General features: G+C 68.3%; 18 protein-coding genes. 11 read left to right on the plus strand and 7 right to left on the minus strand.

Annotation, left to right across the window (positions count from 1 at the left end):
* The 7 genes from ASG60_RS21045 to ASG60_RS21075 all read left to right on the plus strand — a co-directional run.
* On the plus strand, window positions 1–263 hold a 263-nt coding region (locus tag ASG60_RS21045; RefSeq protein ID WP_056387713.1), incomplete at its 5' end, for a transketolase C-terminal domain-containing protein.
* A gap of 159 nt (window positions 264–422) precedes the next feature.
* The gene (hpnA, locus tag ASG60_RS21050; RefSeq protein ID WP_056261863.1) at window positions 423–1,448 is read left to right on the plus strand and encodes a hopanoid-associated sugar epimerase; all 1,026 of its coding nucleotides are present in this window, start codon (window positions 423–425) and stop codon (window positions 1,446–1,448) included.
* Window positions 1,445–2,344, plus strand: coding sequence for a squalene synthase HpnC (gene hpnC / locus ASG60_RS21055; RefSeq protein WP_056387716.1), 900 nt, complete (start codon window positions 1,445–1,447; stop codon window positions 2,342–2,344). Before hpnA ends, hpnC begins: the two co-directional genes overlap by 4 nt.
* Window positions 2,341–3,189, plus strand: coding sequence for a presqualene diphosphate synthase HpnD (gene hpnD, locus ASG60_RS21060; RefSeq protein WP_056387719.1), 849 nt, complete (start codon window positions 2,341–2,343; stop codon window positions 3,187–3,189). The genes hpnC and hpnD overlap by 4 nt, the downstream gene beginning before the upstream one ends.
* Window positions 3,189–4,493 carry a hydroxysqualene dehydroxylase HpnE gene (gene hpnE, locus ASG60_RS21065; RefSeq protein ID WP_056387721.1) on the plus strand — a complete coding sequence of 435 codons (1,305 nt, stop codon included), beginning with the start codon at window positions 3,189–3,191 and terminating at the stop codon, window positions 4,491–4,493. The genes hpnD and hpnE overlap by 1 nt, the downstream gene beginning before the upstream one ends.
* Before the next feature lie 39 nt (window positions 4,494–4,532).
* A complete protein-coding gene (shc, locus tag ASG60_RS21070; protein ID WP_056261852.1) occupies window positions 4,533–6,530 on the plus strand; it encodes a squalene--hopene cyclase in 1,998 nt (665 codons plus the stop codon).
* Window positions 6,531–6,586: 56 nt separating this feature from the next.
* On the plus strand, window positions 6,587–7,255 hold the full coding sequence (locus tag ASG60_RS21075; RefSeq protein WP_056387724.1) for a phosphorylase: 669 nt from the start codon (window positions 6,587–6,589) through the stop codon (window positions 7,253–7,255).
* Between the two features lie 103 nt (window positions 7,256–7,358).
* Here the strand turns inward: ASG60_RS21075 and hpnH are convergent, their stop codons facing one another.
* Window positions 7,359–8,522 carry an adenosyl-hopene transferase HpnH gene (gene hpnH / locus ASG60_RS21080; protein ID WP_056174854.1) on the minus strand — a complete coding sequence of 388 codons (1,164 nt, stop codon included), beginning with the start codon at window positions 8,520–8,522 and terminating at the stop codon, window positions 7,359–7,361.
* A 625-nt stretch (window positions 8,523–9,147) separates the two neighbouring features.
* Between hpnH and ASG60_RS21085 the strand changes: the two genes are divergently transcribed.
* The 3 genes from ASG60_RS21085 (at window position 9,148) to ASG60_RS21095 (ending at window position 12,613) form a co-directional block, all read left to right on the plus strand.
* Window positions 9,148–11,802 (plus strand): MMPL family transporter, encoded by a 2,655-nt coding sequence (locus tag ASG60_RS21085; protein ID WP_056387727.1) that lies wholly within the window; start codon window positions 9,148–9,150, stop codon window positions 11,800–11,802.
* 158 nt (window positions 11,803–11,960) lie between these two features.
* Window positions 11,961–12,227, plus strand: coding sequence for a type II toxin-antitoxin system prevent-host-death family antitoxin (locus ASG60_RS21090; RefSeq protein WP_056387730.1), 267 nt, complete (start codon window positions 11,961–11,963; stop codon window positions 12,225–12,227).
* The gene (locus ASG60_RS21095; RefSeq protein WP_056387733.1) at window positions 12,224–12,613 is read left to right on the plus strand and encodes a type II toxin-antitoxin system VapC family toxin; all 390 of its coding nucleotides are present in this window, start codon (window positions 12,224–12,226) and stop codon (window positions 12,611–12,613) included. Before ASG60_RS21090 ends, ASG60_RS21095 begins: the two co-directional genes overlap by 4 nt.
* A 9-nt stretch (window positions 12,614–12,622) precedes the next feature.
* Here ASG60_RS21095 and hpnK read toward each other — a convergent pair whose 3' ends face one another.
* From hpnK to ASG60_RS21120, 5 genes are all read right to left on the minus strand, one after another.
* Window positions 12,623–13,465, minus strand: coding sequence for a hopanoid biosynthesis-associated protein HpnK (gene hpnK, locus ASG60_RS21100; protein ID WP_056387736.1), 843 nt, complete (start codon window positions 13,463–13,465; stop codon window positions 12,623–12,625).
* Window positions 13,466–13,643: 178 nt separating this feature from the next.
* On the minus strand, window positions 13,644–15,077 hold the full coding sequence (hpnJ, locus tag ASG60_RS21105) for a hopanoid biosynthesis associated radical SAM protein HpnJ (RefSeq protein WP_056094321.1): 1,434 nt from the start codon (window positions 15,075–15,077) through the stop codon (window positions 13,644–13,646).
* A 58-nt stretch (window positions 15,078–15,135) separates the two neighbouring features.
* Complete coding sequence (gene hpnI / locus ASG60_RS21110; RefSeq protein ID WP_056387738.1) at window positions 15,136–16,314, minus strand: bacteriohopanetetrol glucosamine biosynthesis glycosyltransferase HpnI; 1,179 nt, start codon at window positions 16,312–16,314, stop codon at window positions 15,136–15,138.
* A 94-nt stretch (window positions 16,315–16,408) separates the two neighbouring features.
* Window positions 16,409–17,020, minus strand: coding sequence for an ABC transporter substrate-binding protein (locus tag ASG60_RS21115; protein WP_056387741.1), 612 nt, complete (start codon window positions 17,018–17,020; stop codon window positions 16,409–16,411).
* A complete protein-coding gene (locus ASG60_RS21120) occupies window positions 17,011–18,111 on the minus strand; it encodes a flippase-like domain-containing protein (protein WP_056387744.1) in 1,101 nt (366 codons plus the stop codon). The genes ASG60_RS21115 and ASG60_RS21120 overlap by 10 nt, the downstream gene beginning before the upstream one ends.
* A 208-nt stretch (window positions 18,112–18,319) precedes the next feature.
* On the opposite strand from ASG60_RS21120, the gene ASG60_RS21125 reads away from it, so the two are divergent.
* Window positions 18,320–19,501 (plus strand): hypothetical protein, encoded by a 1,182-nt coding sequence (locus ASG60_RS21125; protein WP_056387746.1) that lies wholly within the window; start codon window positions 18,320–18,322, stop codon window positions 19,499–19,501.
* 102 nt (window positions 19,502–19,603) lie between these two features.
* Here the strand turns inward: ASG60_RS21125 and ASG60_RS21130 are convergent, their stop codons facing one another.
* Window positions 19,604–19,804 (minus strand): hypothetical protein, encoded by a 201-nt coding sequence (locus tag ASG60_RS21130; RefSeq protein ID WP_056303532.1) that lies wholly within the window; start codon window positions 19,802–19,804, stop codon window positions 19,604–19,606.
* Window positions 19,805–19,873 lie beyond the last annotated feature (69 nt).

Genomic DNA, 19,873 nt, shown 5'->3' on the forward strand with positions numbered 1-19,873 from the left:
GCCACGAGGTGCTGATCACCCTGGAGGAGGGCTCGGTGGGCGGCTTCGGCGCCATGGTGCTGCATCTGCTGGCCGAGAAGGGCGCGCTGGATGCCGGCCGCGTCCGGGTGCGGACCCTGACCCTGCCCGACACCTACCAGGACCACAACTCCCCCGACGCCATGTACCGCGAGGCCGGCCTCGACGCCGAATCCATCGCCCGCACCGCCCGCGATACCCTCCCCGAGCGAAAGGCCGGATCGAGCCGCTTGCGCCTCGCCTGACTGGTCCCGATCAGGCGCATCCGCGCGGGCCAGCCCCGTGCGGATGCGCCTGGGTGTGACCCGACTGCGCTTGTCGGGGGTCTATTTCGATGACAAAAGCGCCGGGTTCTGCGGTCCCAAACCCGCTGCGCCCCTTTTGCTTTTGAACCCGCGAGAGAAATGCCACAGGCGACCCCCACCGGCCCCTTCGATGCCGGCCCGGTTCTCATCACCGGTGCGAGCGGTTTCCTGGGCGCCGCCCTCGTGGACGTGTTTCGCAAGGCCGGATTTCGGGTGCGGATCATGGTGCGGGCCACATCGCCGCGCACCAACCTGACCTGGACCGACGTCGAGGTGGTCGAGGGCGACATGCGCGATCGGACGGCCGTCGCCGCCGCCCTGAAAGGCCAGCGCTACCTCGTGCACGCGGCGGCGGACTACCGCCTATGGGCGCCGAACCCCGAGGAGATCGTCGCGACCAACCGCGACGGCGCCGTGATCCTCATGGAAGAGGCCCTGCGGGCCGGCATCGAGCGCATCGTCTACACGTCGAGCGTCGCCACCATCAAACCGCACGACGACGGCACGCCCGCCGACGAGACCCGGCCCCTGACGCCCGGCACCGCCATCGGCGCCTACAAGCGCAGCAAGGTTGTGTCCGAACGGGTCGTCGAGGAGATGGCGGCGCGCAACGGCCTGCCCGTGGTCATCGTCAACCCGTCGACGCCCATCGGCCCCCGCGACGTGAAGCCGACGCCCACGGGCCGCATCATCTTGGAAGCGGCGCTCGGACGCATGCCCGCCTTCGTCGACACCGGCCTCAACCTCGCCCACGTGGACGATGTCGCCTACGGCCATCTGCTCGCGCTCCAGCGCGGACGGGTCGGCGAGCGCTACATCCTCGGCGGCGAGAACGTCCTGCTCTCGCAGATGCTCGCCGACATCGCCGGCATGGTCGGCCGCAAGGCGCCGACGGTGAACCTGCCGCGCGCCGTGGTCTACCCGATCGCGTTCGTCTCCGAGCAGATCGCCCGCTTCACCGGCAAGGCGCCGTTCGCCACCATCGACGGCATCAGGATGTCGCGCTACCGCATGTTCTTCACCGATGCGAAGGCGCGAGCCGAACTCGGCTACACCGCCCGCCCCTACCGCGAAGGCTTGTCCGACGCCATCGCGTGGTTCCGCCAGGAGGGACGCCTCAAGTGAGCGCCATCCTGCAGAACGCCACGGAGGCCCGCTCCGGCAAGGGCCACAAGGACGAGAACTTTCCCGTCGCGTCGCACCTGATCCACCCGAGGAACCGGGGCGCGATCCTGGCCTTCTACGATTTCGTGCGGGCCGGCGACGATGTCGCGGACCACACCACGCTGACGCCCGAGCGTAAGATCGAGCTGCTCGACGCGCTCGCCGACGCCCTTACGGGCAAGGGTCCGTCCGACCCCGAGGCCGAGCCCCTCAAGCGCGAACTTTTCGCGAGAGGCTTGCCGGCGACCCACGCGCTCGAACTCCTCGACGCCTTCCGCCTCGATGCGCGCAAGACCCGCTACGCCGATTGGGACGAGCTCATTGCCTATTGCCGACTTTCGGCCATGCCGGTGGGACGTTACGTCCTCGACGTGCACGGCGAGGATCCGTCCGTGGTCTGGGGGCCATCCGACGCCATCTGCGCCGCGCTGCAGATCATCAACCACCTCCAGGATTGCGGGAAGGACTACACCCGCAACGACCGGGTCTACCTCCCGCGCGAAACCCTGGAGAAGCATGGCGTGACCGTCGAGGCACTGGGCGCCGCCAAGGCCTCGCCGGCGCTGCGCGACGTCATCCGTGAATTGGCGACACGCACCATGGGGCTCCTGGACGAGGGCGCCGTGCTGCCCGACCTCATCGCGGACCTGCGCCTCAGCCTCGAGATCGCGGCGATCCACCGCCTCGCGGTCGTGCTGTGCCGGGGCCTGATGGAGCGTGATCCCCTGTCCGAGAAGGTCCATCACGGCAAGGCGGCGTTCGCCCTGACGGCGCTCGGCGGCATCGCCGCGACCCTGGCGCGGCGCCCCCTGCGCGGTCGGACCCTGCGTCGCCATGCGCTGGGGGCACGCGCATGAGCGCCACCGCCACCCCCCTGCCCGAGGCGGCGCCCGTCGAGGCCCTGCCGGCGAAATCCTCGTCGTTCTACACCGCCATGCGGCTCCTGCCGAAGGAACGGCGCGAGGCGATGTATGCCGTCTACGCGTTCTGCCGCGCCGTGGACGATGTCGCCGATGACGGCGGTCCCGCCGAGATTCGCCGGGCTGAGCTCGACCGTTGGGCCGCCGACATCGACGCCCTCTATGCCGGACGGCCCGTGCCCCGGGTGCAGGACCTCGTGGTTCCGATCCGGCGCTACGGCCTGTTGCGGGCGGATTTCCACGCCGTCATCGACGGCATGGCCATGGACGCGTTCGAGGACATCGTCGCCCCCGACGAAGCCACCCTCGACCTATACTGCGACCGGGTCGCCAGTGCCGTCGGCCGCCTCTCCGTACGCATCTTCGGTGTGGCCGAGGCCGAAGGCATTGCGCTCGCCCATCACGAGGGCCGCGCGCTCCAGCTCACCAACATCCTGCGCGACATTGACGAAGATGCCGAGCGCGGCCGCCTCTACCTCCCCCGCGAGAAGCTTTTCGCCATCGGCCTGACCGATCCGACGCCGCAGGCGGCCATCGACCATCCCCGCATCGGCGAAGTCTGTGCCGCCGTCGCGGAGGAGGCGAAGGAGCATTACCGCGAGACCTGGGCGATCATCGCCCGCTGCCCGCGCAAGGTCACCAAGGCGCCCCGTCTCATGGCGGCGGCCTACCGGCTCTACCTCGACGCCGTGCTGGCGCGCGGTTGGACCAAGCCCCGCGCCCGGGTGAAGCCGGCCAAGGCCGCCCTCGTCGCCGTCGCCCTGCGTCACGGGATCGTCTGATGGCCGGTACCGTCCACGTCGTCGGCGCCGGGCTCGCCGGGCTCTCGGCCGCCGTCTCCCTGGTGGAGGCCGGACGCTGCGTGATCGTGCACGAGGCGGCCAAGCAGGCCGGCGGCCGTTGCCGCTCGTACTACGACCCGACCCTCGGTCTCACCATCGACAACGGCAACCACCTGCTCCTGTCGGGCAACACCTCGGCGCTGGGCTTCATGAAGACCATCGGCGCCCCGGCCGATGCCCTCTCGGGGCCAGCTGAAGCGGAGTTCCCCTTCGCCGACCTGAAGACCGGCGAGCGCTGGACCCTGCGCCCCAACGCCGGCCGGATCCCCTGGTGGGTGCTTGCAGCTTCGCGCCGGGTGCCGGGCACCAAGGCATCGGACTATCTCGCCCCCTTGCGCATCCTGAAGGCCGCCGCCGGCAAGGCGCCGGGCCAGGGCGGAACCATCGGCGAGGCCATGGCCTGCGAGGGCCTGCTCTACGACCGCTTGTGGCACCCGGTGCTCATCGCGGCCCTCAACACCGAGCCGAAGGAGAGCGACGTCGGCCTCGCCGCCACGATCCTGCGCGAGACCCTCGGGGCCGGAGGTGCTGCGAGCCGACCCCTCGTGGCGGTGGCCGGGCTCTCGGCGGCGTTCGTCGATCCGGCTGTGGCCTATCTGGCACGGTACGGCGCCGAAATGCGGTTCGGGCATCGCCTGCGCTCGCTGACGTTCGGCGAGGCCGGGGTCACCGAACTCGTGTTCGGCGACGAGACCCTCGTTCTCGGCGCCGCTGATTCGGTCGTGGTCGCCCTGCCACCCTGGGTCGCGGCGGACCTGATTCCGGGGTTGGCCGCGCCGCAGGCCTACCGCTCCATCGTCAACGCGCATTTCGCTGTGGTTCCGCCCGCGAACGCACCGTTACTGCTCGGCGTGGTGAATGGACTGACGGAGTGGCTGTTCGCCTATCCGGATCGTCTGTCCGTGACCATCAGCGGCGCCGATCGCCTCCTCGACGTGCCGCGGGAAGACTTGGGTCGACAAATCTGGGCCGAAGTCTCGACTTTGTGCGGACTTGCGCCAGAACTGCCAAGCTGGCAGATCGTCAAGGAGAAGCGGGCGACCTTCGCGGCGACGCCTGCCGAGGCCGCGCGCCGATCCGGCGCCCAGACGGCCCACCGCAATTGCGTCCTGGCAGGCGATTGGACCGCGACCGGTCTGCCATCGACGATCGAAGGCGCGATCCGGTCGGGAACGACCGCCGCGCACGCACTCGCACGCCCGGCGGGCGAGTGTGCACGGGCACGCGCGTGCGGCGCGGCCTGAGGTATGGCGGCAGCTTTGAAGGCCGGTGAGGCGAGGACGATGCGAGAGGCATTCAAGAAGGTCGAGGCGCTGCAGCGCCCCAAGACGCAGGAGATCTCCATCGAGGATGTGGAGCGCGGCATCACGCGCGCGACGCACGCCCTCGCGGCTCTCTCCCATGCCGACGGGCACCTGTGCTTCGAGCTCGAGGCCGACGCGACGATCCCGTCCGAATACATCATGTTCCACCAGTTCCGCGCGACCGAGATCGTGCCGGGCCTGGAGGCCAAGATCGGCAACTACCTGCGCCGCACGCAAGGCAAGCACGGGGGCTGGTCCCTGGTCCACGACGGGCCGTTCGACATGAGCGCGAGCGTCAAGGCCTACTACGCCCTCAAGTTCACGGGCGATTCCATCGAGGCGCCGCACATGCGCCGTGCGCGCGAGGCGATCCTGTCGCGCGGCGGGGCCGCCAATTCCAACGTCTTCACCCGCTTCCTGCTGGCCCTGTTCGGGCAGGTGCCGTGGCGCGCCGTGCCGGTGATGCCCGTGGAGATCATGCACCTCCCGAAGTGGTTCCCGTTCCACCTCGACAAGGTGTCCTACTGGGCGCGCTGCGTGATCGTGCCCCTGCTGGTGCTTCAGGCCAAGAAGCCCTTGGCCAAGAACCCGCGCGGCCTCGGCGTGCCGGAACTGTTCGTGACGCCGCCCGAGCACGTCCGTCACTGGCCCGGCAGCCCGCACGCGACCTGGCCCTGGACGCCCATCTTCGGGGCCATCGACCGGGTGCTGCAAGTCACCCAGGCGCATTTCCCGAAGAAGCGCCGCCAGCGCGCCATCGACAAGGCCGAGGCCTGGGTCAGCGAGCGCCTCAACGGCGAAGACGGCCTCGGCGCCATCTTCCCCGCCATGGTCAACACCGTGCTGATGTACGACGTGCTCGGCTATCCCGCCGACCACCCGCAGGTGATGATCGCCTGCGAGGCCATCGAGAAGCTCGTGGTGGTCAAGGAGCACGAGGCCTACGTGCAGCCGTGCCTGTCCCCGGTGTGGGATACGGCGCTGGCCGGCCATGCCCTGCTGGAAGCCGGCGGCCCCGAGGCCGAGCGGCAGGCCCGCCGCGGCCTCGACTGGCTCAAGCCCCTTCAGGTCCTCGACATCAAGGGCGATTGGGCGGCGGGCCGCCCGAACGTGCGTCCCGGCGGCTGGGCGTTCCAGTACGCCAATCCCCACTTCCCCGACCTCGACGACACCGCCGTCGTGGTGATGGCCATGGACCGGGCCACCCGTCAGCACGGGCTGGTCGCCGACGTGCCCGACTACGCCAATGCCATTGCGCGGGCCCGCGAATGGGTCGAGGGCCTGCAGTCGAGCGACGGTGGCTGGGCGGCGTTCGACGCCGACAACAACCATCATTACCTCAACCACATCCCGTTCTCGGATCACGGCGCCCTGCTCGACCCGCCCACCGCCGACGTCACCGCCCGCGTCGTCTCGATGCTGGCCCAGCTCGGCGAGACCCGCGACAGCTCGAAGGCCCTCGACCGCGGCGTCTCCTACCTCCTCGCCGACCAGGAAGAGGACGGTTCGTGGTACGGTCGCTGGGGCATGAACTTCATCTACGGCACCTGGTCGGTGCTGTGCGCCCTCAATGCCGCCGCCGTCGATCCGGCGAGCCCCGAGATCCGCAAGGCCGTGGCCTGGCTCATCCGCATCCAGAACCCGGATGGCGGCTGGGGCGAAGACGCATCGTCCTACAAGATCGATCCGGCCTTCGAGCCGGGCTACTCCACGGCCTCGCAGACGGCCTGGGCGTTGCTCGCCCTCATGGCGGCGGGCGAGGCCGACGATCCGGCGGTGGTGCGTGGCATCAACTACCTGACCCGGACGCAAGGGGCCGACGGCTTCTGGTCCGAGGAGCGCTACACCGCCACCGGCTTCCCGCGGGTGTTCTACCTGCGCTACCACGGCTACCCGAAGTTCTTCCCGCTCTGGGCCATGGCGCGCTTCCGCAATCTGAAGCAGTCCAACACCCGGACGGTCGCGTTCGGAATGTAGGGGTTCGCCCGCCCCTACCCGCTCCGGGGAGGGCCGGCTTGGTGTCTGGAAATCCGATGCTCCCCGTCCTCGCCGTCACCGGCCTCGCCAAGGAAGCGCGTCTCGCCGCCGGACCGGGGGTGATCGCCATCGGGGCGGGCGGCGACCCGCGGCGCCTGCGCGCCCTCCTCGAAATCCGAGTGCCGCCGGAATGCCGCGCGGTGGTCAGCATCGGCATCGCCGGAGGACTCGCGCCCGACCTCGCGGCGGGGGATGTGGTTGTCGCCACCGAGATTGTGGCGGGTGACCGAAGCTATCCAGCCGACAGAGCCGTGGCCGATGCGCTGATGGCGCGGCTCGCGGCGTTGGGCTCCGTCCTGGCGGCCGTCGCCGGCGTGGAAACGGCGATCCTCGCTCCTGCCGACAAGGCCAGCCTCCATGCCCGTACCGGGGCTGTCGCCGTCGATATGGAATCGCACGTCGCCGCCGCCTTCGCGGCCCGGCATGGCCTGCCCTTCGCGGCGATCCGCGTGATCTGCGATCCGGCCAAACGGGCGATCCCGGCCTTCGCGGCGCAGGCGCTGAAACCGAACGGCGAGCCCGACATCGTCGCGGTGCTCATGGCGATCCTGCGCGATCCACGCCAGATCGGCCCCCTCATGCACCTCGCCCGCGATTCCGGGCGAGCCTTCGCGGTCCTGAAGCGGTGCCGGCCCCTGCTCGGTGCGAGCCTCGGCGTACCGTAGGACGAACGGATTTCGGACAACGAAAAGCCCCGCGACACGAAGGTGTCGCGGGGCTTTTCGTTCGGGATCGTTCGGCGCCGGACTCTGCCGGCGCCGAGGCGGCTCAGGCCGCCGTACGGTTGCGGGCTTCGCGCTTGGTGTCGACGCCGGAGGCTTTGATCTCGGACAGCTTCTGGGCGACGTTGCGCGAGAACACGAACTCGGCCGGGCGCTGCTTGTCGAGATTGATCTCGGGGGCCATCTCGCCCTCGGTCTTGATCCCGCGGATCGCTTGGATGAGCGGCTTCCAGGGCTTGCGCACCGAATCCACCACCGAGGACGCCTCGTAGCCCGAATGGACCATGCAGTCGGCGCACTTTTCGTAGTTGCCGGTGCCGTAGGAATCCCAGTCGGTCTCCTCCATCAGTTCCTTGAAGGTCGCCGTGTAACCCTCGCCGAGCAGGTAGCAGGGCTTCTGCCAGCCGAAAACGGTGCGGGTCGGGTTGCCCCAGGGCGTGCAATGGTAGGTCTGGTTGCCGGCCAGGAAGTCGAGGAACAGGCCCGACTGCTGGAAGGCCCACTTCTGGCGGCCCTTCTCCTTGCCGGCGCGGAACACGCCGCGGAACAGATCCTTCGTCGCCTTGCGGTTCAGGAAGTGCTGCTGGTCGGGCGCACGCTCGTAGGCGTAGCCGGGCGAGACCGTGATGCCGTCGATGCCCATCTTCGTCACGCTGTCGAAGAAGTCGGCGATCTTGTCCGAGGACGAGTTGTTGAAGAAGGTGCAGTTGATGGTGACGCGGAAGCCCATCTCCTTCGCCTTGGCGATGGCGGCCACGGCCTTGTCGTAGACGCCGCGCTGGCACACCGAGCCGTCGTGCATCTCCTTGTCGCCGTCGAGATGGATCGACCAAGTGAAGTACGGGCTGGGCTTGTACTCCTTGATCTTCTTCTCGAGGAGCAACGCGTTCGTGCACACGATCGCGAACTTCTTCTGGGCGATGATGCCCTCGACGATCTGCGGCAGGTCCTTGTGCAGGAGCGGCTCGCCGCCGGCGATGACCACCATGGGGGCGCCGCACTCGCGCACGGACTCGAGGGCATCCGCCACCGGCAGGCGCTTGTTCAGGATCTCGTCCGGGTAATCGATCTTGCCGCAACCGGCGCAGGCGAGATTGCAGCGGAACAGCGGCTCCATCATCATCACGAGCGGGTAGCGCTTGCGGCCGGTGAGGTGCTGTTTCAGGATGTAGCCGCCAATCTTCGCGACGTACCGGAGGGGAATACCCAAGACGTGGCTCCTTGTTGCTGGCCCCGATGTATCGGGCTGCTTAGCGTGAAAAAAATCGGAATTCCAGCGACCTAGATTGGAACCAATCCGAAACGACGCACAACCGACCTCGACCGTGCGGGTTTCCGCGACCCTGGGATAATCCGGCCACAGGGCCGGGGATCGGCGTGCAGTGGGCGTTGGTGACGGGACGGCCAGCCGGAACCCCCGGCCGCCGTGATGGTGGAAGACAAGCCCCCGGATCGTGAGTTTTCTGAGGCGAGGCGTCTTACCGACCGGCGCTTCTTCCTGACGGCGCTGGACTACCGACCTGCATGCCACGCATGCCGTGAAGCCGATTCCGCCTCCGAAAGCCCGGACCTTCGCAAAACATGGGATGCGTTGCATTCTGGACGCAGGACCCTTACTGAGCCAGGCGTCAGGATCGGCGCGTCGCGCGCGGTTTCGTCGTATCGAAGCCGTCGGCCGACCGCCGCCGGGAGGGTGTTCGCATTCGTGGATCGTGCCGATTGGTGATACCCGACGGTCGGACATGGCGCGATCCGCGTGTTCCGGCTCCACGGCCGGTGGCCACAGACCCCGCCGGCCCCGCCCGGACCACATCGCATAAGCAGGCAGGATACCCGTGATCGAACGGCTCGTCGCGTTTTCCGTCCAGCGCCGCTGGCTGGTCATAGCCCTGGTCGCCCTCGCCACCGCCGCGAGCGCCGGCATGGCCGCCCACCTATTCCGCATCAACACCGATGTGGAGCGGCTGATCGACAAGGACGTCCCCTGGCGCCAGGACGAGATCGCCTACGAGAAGGCGTTCCCGCAGCGGACCGGAACCCTCGTGGCGGTCATCGACGGGAAATCGCCCGAGGAGGCCGAAGAGGCGGCGGCCAATCTCGCCAAGGCCCTGGCCGAGCGCAAGGACACCATCGAGTCCGTCTACCGCCCGGACGGCGGGCCGTTCTACGAGAAGAACGGCTTCCTGCTCATGTCGCAGGAGGAACTGACCAAGACCACGGAGCAGCTCGTCCAGCAGCAGGGCCTGCTCGGGCCGCTCGCCGCCGACCCGTCCCTGCGCGGCATCATGCGGGTGCTCAGCCTCGGGGCGAAGGGCGTCAAGAGCGGCGACGCCAAGGTCGAGGACCTCGACCGGCCGATGGCCCAGATCGACGCGACTTTGCGCAAGGTCCTAGCCGGCGAGCCGGCACGCCTGTCGTGGCAGACGCTCCTGTCCAACGGCAAGCTGCACAGCACCGACCTGCGCAAGTTCGTGATGATCCAGCCGGTGCTGGACTATAACGCCCTTCAGCCCGGCGCCACGGCGACGGCGGTCGTCCGCAAGATCGCGGCGGATCTCAAGATCAACAATGGCGAGTACGAGGTCGGCGGTGGCGCCCGCATGCGCCTGACCGGCCCCGTGGCCGTGGCCGACGACGAGTTCGCGACGCTCGCCGAGGACGCGTTCCTCAACTACAGCGTCACCACCGGCGCCATCGTGCTGTTCGTCTGGCTCGCCCTGCGCTCCGCCTCCCTGGTGGGCGCGGTGCTCATCACCACCTTTGCCGGCCTCATCGTCACGGCGGCCCTCGGGCTGCTGATGGTGGGCGAGTTGAACCCGATCTCGGTCGCCTTCGCCGCCCTCTTCGTGGGGCTCGGAATCGATTTCGGCATCCAGTTTGCCGTCCGTTATCGAGCGGACCGGTTCGAGCAGCCCGACCTGCCCTCGGCGCTCAGCGCCGCCGCGCGCGGCGTCGGCTGGTCCCTGACGCTGGCCGCCATCTCGCTCATCGCCGGCTTCTTCGCCTTCCTGCCCACCGCCTTCCGGGGCGTGTCCGAACTCGGCCTCATCGCCGGCGTCGGCATGATCGTCGCCTACCTGTTCTCGCTCACCCTGCTGCCGGCGCTCATCGCCGTGTTCAAGCCGAAGACCGAGGCGAAGGCCGTCGAGACCGCCTGGATGGCGGGGGTCGACCACTGGATCATCGAGCACCGCAAGGCCGTCCTCATCGGCGTCGGCCTCGTGACCGTGGCGGGCATTCCCCTGCTGTTCAAGCTGCCGTTCGATTCCAATCCGATGCACCTGCGCAGCCCGAAGGTGGAATCGATCGCCACCTATCTCGATCTGATCAAGGACCCGGAGACGAGCCCGAACCTCATCGACGTCCTCGCCCCCTCCCCCGAGGCGGTGCCGGAGATCGCCGCGAAGCTGCGCAAGCTGCCGTCCGTCGCCAAGGTCATCGACATCGACACCTTCGTGCCCCGCGACCAGGACGCGAAGCTCGCCGTCATCGCCGATACGGCCCAGCTCCTCGGGCCGGCACTGAACCCGGGCCGCAAGCCGCCGCCGCCCACGGACGCCGACAACGTCAAGGCGATCAGGGACACGGCCGTTGCCCTGCGGACGCTCACGGCCGCCAAGACCGCCGGTGCCCTCGCAACCACCCTCGATGCCCTGGCGGCGGCGCCCGTCGCCAAGCGCGAGGCCGCTAGCGTCGCCCTGACCACGGACCTCAAGACCTTGCTGACGCGTCTGGGCGGTCTGCTGAACCCCCAGAAGATCACCCTGGCCAACCTTCCGCCCAAGCTGAAGGCGGAGTGGGTCACGGCGGACGGGCGTTCCCGGATCGAGGTCCACCCGAGCGGAGACGCCAACGACAACGTCGTTCTGCGCCGCTTCGCCAAGGAGGTGCAGACCGTGGCGCCGCACGCCACGGGCGCGCCGGTCGCCACCACCTCGTCGAGCTACACCATCCTGGGTGCCTTCGTGCAGGCGGCGCTGACCGCCCTGGTGCTCATCTTCATCATCCTGTCGGTGGCCCTGCGCAAACCCTGGGATGTGGCGATGACCCTCGGGCCCCTGGTGCTCGCGACCCTGTGGACCCTGATGGCGCTGCATATCGTCGGCATGCCGCTGAACTTCGCCAACATCATCGCCATGCCGCTGATGCTCGCCGTGGGTGTGGCTTTCCACATCTACTACGTCATCGCCTGGCGGGCGGGCGTCGCCGACATGCTGGCGTCCAGCCTGACCCGGGCGATCTTCTTCTCTGCGCTGACCACCGGCACGGCGTTCGGCTCCCTTGTGCTGTCGAGCCATCCCGGCACGGCCAGCATGGGCAAGCTGCTGGCCCTGTCGCTGTTCTTCACCTTGGTGGCGGCGTTCTTCGTGGTTCCGGCCTTCCTCGGCCCGCCGCCGAAGCAACCCGACCCCAAGCGCCCCGAAGGCGACGCCGCCGTGCCGCCGGACCTGAAGGCCCGGCGCCCGGCCGAGGCTGTGGCGGCGAAGTAAGGCCCGCCTTTCTTCCCGGAACGACGAACGGGCACGGATCGGATCCGCGCCCGTTTTGCGTATGTGGACGCGACCCACGAAGACCGACAGTGGACGCTATTTCAGGACTGGCGTACGCATTCTCAGGTTGTGAGCAGTCATGGGAGCGCTTGTCCCACATGATCGTCTCAATCGACGACGTGAAGGACCGGGCTTCGGAGTTAGCCGAGCGCGTCGATTGCGGCGACGTGATCGTCGTCACACGGAACGGCACGCCGGTCTTCGATCTCGTACCGCATAAGAAGCGAACCGGGGGAATCGACCTCGCTGCGGGCGAGGCATTCCTGCGCGAGCACGGAATTCGTCGCACTGTCGGTTTCATCCCGGGCGATTTCGACGACCCTTTGCCGGAAGACTTCCTGCTTCGACCGCTTCCGCTGCCGTGAGACTGATCCTCGACAGTCACATCCTACTCGCCCTCTCCCTCGGACGGTTGCATCAGGTCAGCTACCCCTTTGCGGAATGCCTGCGACAACCCGAGTCTTTCGCGTTCGCAAGTGTCGCGAGTTTATGGGGGATTGCGATCAAGACGGGGCTGGGGAAGCTCGATCCCGGCATTCCGTTTGAGAGTCTGCCGCTCTTCTACGAAGCCCTCGGCATCGCACGTCTTCCCGTCAGTGCGGCGCATGCTCTGGCCTGCATCGACCCCGTTCCGCCGACGCGCGACCCCTTCGATCGGATGCTGCTTGCACAGTGTCATGTCGAGTCGTGCCGCTTGGCGACCGTCTATCACGCCCTGCGCGACCACCCCCTCGCTGCCCGCTTTCCGTGAGGCGGCGACCTATGAGGTGAAATCCGAGAAGCCACCGCGGATCGCCCCGGAGGCCGCCAAGGTCGCTAGTACAGCCGGCGCGATCAAGGCATTGCGCTCGGCCGCGTAGGCGTAGCCGGGCGCCTCGCCGGGAAACCCGCCACCGGTGGCGGGATGGGTGTAGAGTTCCGTGAGACCATCGGGCAGATGGGCCAGGAGACCGGCGACGCGCTCCGGCGTCATGGAGCCGGACCAGGCGAGCCCCAGGGTCCGGTCGGGAATCAGCAGCCCGGCCTGACGCGCGCGCACGGCCAGCAGCGCCGCCCACGGCGCACTGTCGAGGGCGGGCTTCGGGTCGGCGCCCGGCTCGGCAGCGCGCAGCACCGCGCGTGGCTCGCGCGGCACGCGGATCGCCCGCATGTCGAAGCGGCGGCCGATGGACAGCACCGCGCCGGCGATGAGCGGGTGGACGTGGAAGTGCTTGTGGGCGTTGACGTGGTCCAGGAGCAGGCCCGTCGCCCGGTAGGCCTCGAACTGGGCCGTGATCTCGGCCGCGAGTTGACGCCGCGCCGAGGGCTTCAGGGCGAGGTCGAGGCCGAGCCGGCCCATATCGCTGCGGATGAGGCCGTCCGGGCCGACGAGATCGGGCAGGCTGGCCGCCGGCAGGGTCGGCCACGCCTCGACCATCACCAGGTGCAACCCGACCCGGAGCGTGGGCAGGCGCCGGGCGCGAGCCACGGCATCGGCAGCGGCGGGCGCGCCGACCATCAGGCTCGCGGCCGTGAGGATGCCCTCGCGATGGGCCTGCTCGACGGCCTCGTTGACCGCGAGGCTCAAGCCGAAATCGTCGGCCGTCACGACGAGACGCTTCACGAAAACTCCCAACGACGGGGTTTCGAGAGGGCAAGCCCTCTCGCGGGTCCAGGGCGGAGCCCTGGAAGGAGGATGAGCGGGGCTCCGCCCTCGACCCGCCGGGGCCTTGGCCCCGAACCCGGGAACGCGAACGGCCGGGCTTTGGGCCCGGCCGCGATCGGTCGATGACCTGAGCTGCTTACGCGGCCTTGGCGGTGCCCTGACGCTCCTTGAGGAAGCGGTAGAACTCGACGCCCTCGCGCAGGCGGCGCTTCATCATGTCGGGCGAGCGGACCATCTCGGAGACGATGGAGGCGATCTTCGGAGCGCGGAAGTAGAACTTCCGGTAGAACTCCTCCACCGCCGCGAAGATCTCGGAATGCGACAGGTGGGGGTAGTGCAGCGGCGCGATCTGCACGCCGTTCTCGTCGACGAGCTCAGCATTGGCGATGTCGAGCCAGCCGTTCTCCACCGCCTGCTTGTACAGGAAGGTACCCGGGTAGGGGGCCGCCAGGGACGCCTGGATGGTGTGCGGGTTGATGCGCTTGGCGAACGCGATGGTCTCCTGGATCGTCTCGCGGGTCTCGCCGGGCAGACCGACGATGAAGGTGCCGTGGATGGCGATGCCGAGGTCGTGGCAATCCTTGGTGAACTTCTCGGCCACCTCGACGCGCATGCCCTTCTTGATGTTGTTCAGGATCTGCTGGTTGCCGGACTCGTAGCCGACGAGGAGCAGACGCAGGCCGTTCTCCTTGAGGACCTTCAGGGTCTCGCGCGGCACATTCGCCTTGGCGTTGCACGACCAGGTCACGCCCAACTTGCCCAATTCGCGCGCGATTTCTTCAGCACGAGGAAGATTGTCGGTGAAGGTGTCGTCGTCGAAGAAGAACTCCTTCGTCTGCGGGAACTCCTTCAGGCAGTACTTGATCTCCTCGATCACGTGCGCGACCGAGCGGGTGCGGTAGGTGTGGCCGCCGACGGTCTGCGGCCAGAGGCAGAAGGTGCAGCGGCTCTTGCAGCCACGGCCGGAATAGAACGAGATGTAGGGGTGCTTCAGGTACCCGATGAAGTACTTCTCCATCTGCAGGTCGCGCTTGTACACGCTCGTGACGAAGGGCAGCTGATCCATGTCCGTCATGATCTCGCGATCGACGTTGTGGATCACGACACCGTTGGCGTCCCTGTAGGACAGGCCCTTGATCTCCGACATCGGGGTGCCGTCGGCGACTTCCTTGACGGTGAAGTCGAACTCGTTGCGGGCGCAGAAATCGATGCACGGGGCCTGGGCCATGGCGCCGGCGGCGTCGACCGCGACCTTGGCGCCGATGAGGCCGGCGATGAGCTTCGGGTTGGCGGCTTTCAGCGCCTCGACGGTCTTCACGTCGGACTTGAACGACGGCACCGAGGTGTGGAGCACCACGAGGTCGAAGTCGTTGGCCTGAGCCACGATCTCGGCGAGCTTGATGTTGTGCGGCGGCGCGTCGATGAGCTTCGAGTTCGGCACCAGGGCCGCCGGCTGGGCGAGCCAGGTCGGGTACCAGAACGACTTGATCTCGCGCTTGGCCTGGTAGCGGGAGCCGGCGCCGCCGTCGAAGCCGTCGAAGGTGGGAGCCTGCAGGAAGAGGGTGCGCATGGGGTTCGAGGCCTCAGCGAGAAAGGAACGGGGGCGGGCGGGAAGCTAGAAGCGAAGATCAGAGCGAGGATGCACCAGCATCGTGGCCGAGGCTTCGCTCGGGGATCAGTGTGCCATCCGCAACCACCCGATAATCGTGGCCCTTCCATGTCACCGCACCCGAGACGAAGCTCCAGGCGAAGTTCATGAACGAGAGGATGTCGCGGATCGGCAACAGCCAGTACGGGTGCGACGCGAGCCCGAAGGCTCGCTCGAGGCGCACGCACAGGACGATGCGGCATGCGAGCGCCAGGGCGGCGACCACCAGGGCGTTGGTGCCCGCCCCCGGGATCAGCGCGCCCATGAGGGCGAGTGGGAAGGCGTGGGTGACGATGGAGCCGGCGTAGCCCGCCGGATCGACGTTGCGGATGGTTCGGTTCCAGCGGAGCTCGTGGCTCCACAGGCCGGAGAGCTCGGTGTCGACGCAGGTGTGGCCGATGGTGAAGGTCGGGATCGCCACGAGGCCGCCGCCGGCGCGCAGGGCTTCGCCGATGGCGTAATCGTCGGCGAGATCGTCCCGGAACGCCTCGAACCCGCCGATCTCGGCGAGCGCCTTCGCCGTGAAGGCGATGGTGGAGCCGAAGCAGGGCTTCGCGAGCCCGAGGGAGGTGCCCATCACCACGTTGGGCAGGAACTGCACGTCGATGGCCAGCGCCGACAAGTGGGCCCAGATGCCCCGGTGCGCCGGCACGCCGTGATAGAGGCAGGTGACGCCGTTGACGCCGGGCTGGCCCAGCTCGGCGACGATGCGGGTGAGGTAATCCGGCTTCACCACCATGTCGCTGTCGGCCAGCACCACCACGCTATGGGCGATCTCGCCCGACATGTTGATGAGGTTCGAGACCTTGCGGTTGGAGCCGTGCTGGCGCGCGTCGACGACGAGGTCGAGGCGCAGGGCAGGATAGGCTTGCGCCAGGCGGCGCACCACGGGGATGGCTGGGTCGGCGGCATTCTGGACGCCGAACACCACCTGCACGGGGCCGGCATAGGCCTGCTGGCAGAAAGTCTCGAGGTTCTCGTAGAGGTTCGGCTCCATGCCGCAGAGCGGCTTGAGGATCGTCACCGACGGCGCCGCGCCCACGAGGACGGGCGCCGGGCGCCGGGCGAACCGGCCGGCGAGAGCCGCGGCGGTCAGACCGTAGAGGCAGCCCGCGAGCGCGAGTAGCAGCAACAGGTGCGAGAGCCAGATCAATTCCATGGGGGCATCGCTCGGTCACGGGGCTCGTGAGAGTGCCGCGAGGGGGCGGCGCGAAGATCAAGACGTCGGTGGTGAGACCGGCTGTGGCCGGACTCTAAGGCGCCGGTTTGACGGTGAGCATGCCGGCCGTGCGTTCGCGTAGGAAATGCAGCAGCCCGTCGGCACCGCCCGCCTTCAGGGGATCCGCGAAGCTGCCGCGCAGGGATGCGACCTCGCTGACGTTGCCGTTGAGATAGACGTCCTGGATGCGGTTGCCCGGTCCGACGAGGTAATCGACCTGGGACGAATCACCATCGGCGTTGGCGGCCTCGCTCTGGACCAGCCGGTTCGCGCCGCGCGCCTCGCTCTCGGGCTTCACCGTGAAAGTCCCGCCGGCGGCCTGCCGAAGTCGGGTGGCGTAGGTGGCGATGAAATACTGGGCGAAGGCGTCGGTCAGGGCACCCTGCTGCTCGGGGGTGAATCCGTTCCACTTCGGGCCGACGGCGACACGCACCATGGCGGGAAAATCCATGCGTTCGGTGAGCGTCGGGCCGATGGCGGCGGCCCGGGTGCGGACGTCGCCGGGCCCGTCCTTGAGGGCGCTCTCGAAGCTGCCGTAGAGGGTGCGGACGGCACCCACCGCCAAGTCGTCGGCCGCCTGTGCGGGCGCGCCGAGCGACAGCAGGGCGGCGACGAGGCTGGCGCGGAGAACGGGGATCAGGCGCACTTCTTCAGCTCCCCCAGTTCGCCGTCCACGGGGCGCAGAAGCGTGGTGCCGCGATCGTTGCCGTAGGGAACGCCCATGGGAGCGGTCTGGGGCGGAGCGTGACGGGCCGGCAACGCTTCGCCGCTCTCCGGAGCCGGTCCGGCCTTGCCCTCGAGGGCGTGCCACGCGAGGAGGCCAGGAACTCCGACGAGGAGGTCGGCGAGGCGCTTGACGAGGGAGAGGGCCAGTGCCGCCTCGGCCGGGATGCCGAAGATGGCGCAGAGCGCGATGAGGCCGCCCTCCTGAGCACCCAGCGCCCCGGGTACGGCGAAGGCCGCGCCGCGCACCGCCTGCGCCAGGCTCTCGATCACCACCGCTTCGAAGAAGCTCACGGGATAGCCCATGAAATGCAGGCAGACGTAGACCTCGATGGTGCCGATGAGCCAGCCGACGAGGTGGATGCCGATGCCGCCCGCGACCCGGCCGTGATTTCCGTAGAGACGCTTCAGGGCATCGTAGAGCACGTCGATGGCGCCGAGCGCGCGCCACTCGCGCGAGCCGGCGAAGCGGCTGACCAGCCCCTGGATCACCTTGTGACCGCTGCGGCGCTGGATGAGATAGAACGCGGCGAGCGCCGGTGCGGCGACGGCGAGGCCGCCGGCCACGGTGCGGACGATGGGCCCGTCTCCGGCGAGCCAGGCGAGCAGGGCGACGCCGGCCACGGTGAACAGGAACTGCGTGACCGCCTGGGTCATCAGATCGACGAACATGCTGGCCCCGGCGACGCCCCCCGTGACGCCACGCTTGGTCAGGAGCCGGGCGGCGACGAAGTCGCCCCCGACCTGCGCCACGGGCAGCAGGGTGTTGATGCCCTCGCGCACGAAGCGAAGGACAACGCTGTCGCGCAGGGACGGGCGTTCGAAGCGTGGGAAGATCACGAACCAGCCGAAGCCCGCCCAGGCGACGGCCACGGCGCGCGCGAGCACGACGACGAGGGCGCCCCATCCGGCGCTGACCACGGCGGCCGCAACGTCTTCGAGGCCCGAGGACAGGAACAGACCGACGACGGTGCAGAGACCAACGATCAGGGCCAAGGTCGTCAAACGCTTCATGGTCCCCTTTCGGACGTCGGTTCGGCCGATCTCTGCTGAAATCCCGCCGTGTTTCCGGGTCAGAAGACCGCCGGAAGCGATGAACGTCATCGGAAGTTGCAGCTTTGGGAACCGTTGTCTATCACCCGATAGACACAGTGCGGACCAAAGCGGCAGGGGGGCGAAGCCCCGAAAATCACCCGCAGGACGCGCGACAGGGGTACGGATCATGGACCGCGAATCACACATCACGACGGGCGAGGCCGTCGATCAGGACGGTCGTGGCGACCGCTATGCCACCGCCGGTCTCGCCATGCCGGGAACGCCGAAGCCGTCCTCGCCGGTGATGGCCTGGAACGAGTGGGACCCCCTGGAGGAGGTCATCGTCGGAAGCCTCGACGGTGCGACCATTCCGACACACCACCTGACGGTGATCTTCAACCTGCCGCGGGCCGCCCAGCCGTTCTACCGCTTCGCGTCCGGCTTCCGCTATCCGAAGTTCATGAAGAAGCTCGCTCAGCAGGAGCTCGACAACTTCATCTCGATCCTCGCCGGCGAGGGCGTGAAGATCCGCCGCCCCGACAGCATCGACTTCTCGAAGAAGTTCCGCGCGCCGCGCTGGTCCTCGCGCGGCTTCTGCGTCGCGTGTCCGCGCGACCCGTACCTCGTGATCGGCGACGAGATCATCGAGAGCCCGATGTGCTGGCGCTCGCGCTACTTCGAGGGCGATGCCTACCGCGCGCTCTTCAAGGAATATTTTCGCAATGGGGCGCGCTGGACCTCGGCTCCCCGCCCGCAATTGACCGACGAACTGTACAACTACGATTATCGGGTGCCGAACCTGAAGGCCGGCGAGCCGATGCAGTTCACCGTGAACGAGTTCGAGCCGGTATTCGACGCCGCCGACTTCGTCCGCTGCGGCCGCGACCTGTTCGTGACCCGCTCCAACGTCACCAACCTCATGGGCATCGAGTGGCTGCGCCGCCACCTCGGTCCGGGTTTCCGCATCCACGAGATCGAGAGCCGCTGCCCGCAGCCGATGCACATCGACTCCTCGTTCATGCCGCTCGCACCCGGCAAGGTGCTGGTGAACCCGGACTACATCGACGTCGAGAAGCTGCCGGCCGTGCTCAAGACGTGGGACATCCTGATCGCGCCGCGCCCCGATCCCGTCGAGGGCTTCATGAGCAAGATCTCCATGTGCTCGCCCTGGACCTCGATCAACGTGCTCGCCATCGACGAGAAGAAGATCGTCGTCGACCAGAGCCAGCCGACGCTGATCAAGGCGCTCAAGGATTGGGGATTCGATCCGATCCCGGCGCCGTTCCTGTCCTACGGCCCGTTCGGCGGCTCGTTCCACTGCGCCACCCTCGACGTGCGCCGCCGCGGGACCTTGAAGTCCTACTTCTAGGATCGACGACTCGAGTTGGACGCGCGACCGCGTCGCGCGTCCAACTCGCGCCCGAGCGACCGGCGATCGGGCGACCGGCTCGGGTGCGCCCGATCGGACGGGTCAGGCGATCCGGGGTCGGACGGTCCGCGACCAGACCGTCACGGCGGCGGCCGCGGCGAGACCGTACTGCAGCATGCCGTTCTCGGCGAGGTCCGTCGGCGCCACCTGCCACTGCAGGGCCAGCCGCGTCAGGGCGTTGAGCGCGATCAGGCCGAGGCAGAACACCAGGGCTGCCAGGAGGGTGGCGAGGAAATCGGGCATGGCGATTCGTCCGGTGGACCCGGATGCTGCGTCGCAAGGCTTGCGCCAGTGTCTCCCCGTGCCGTGACG

The organism is Methylobacterium sp. Leaf469, from assembly GCF_001424745.1.
GTDB lineage: Bacteria > Pseudomonadota > Alphaproteobacteria > Rhizobiales > Beijerinckiaceae > Methylobacterium.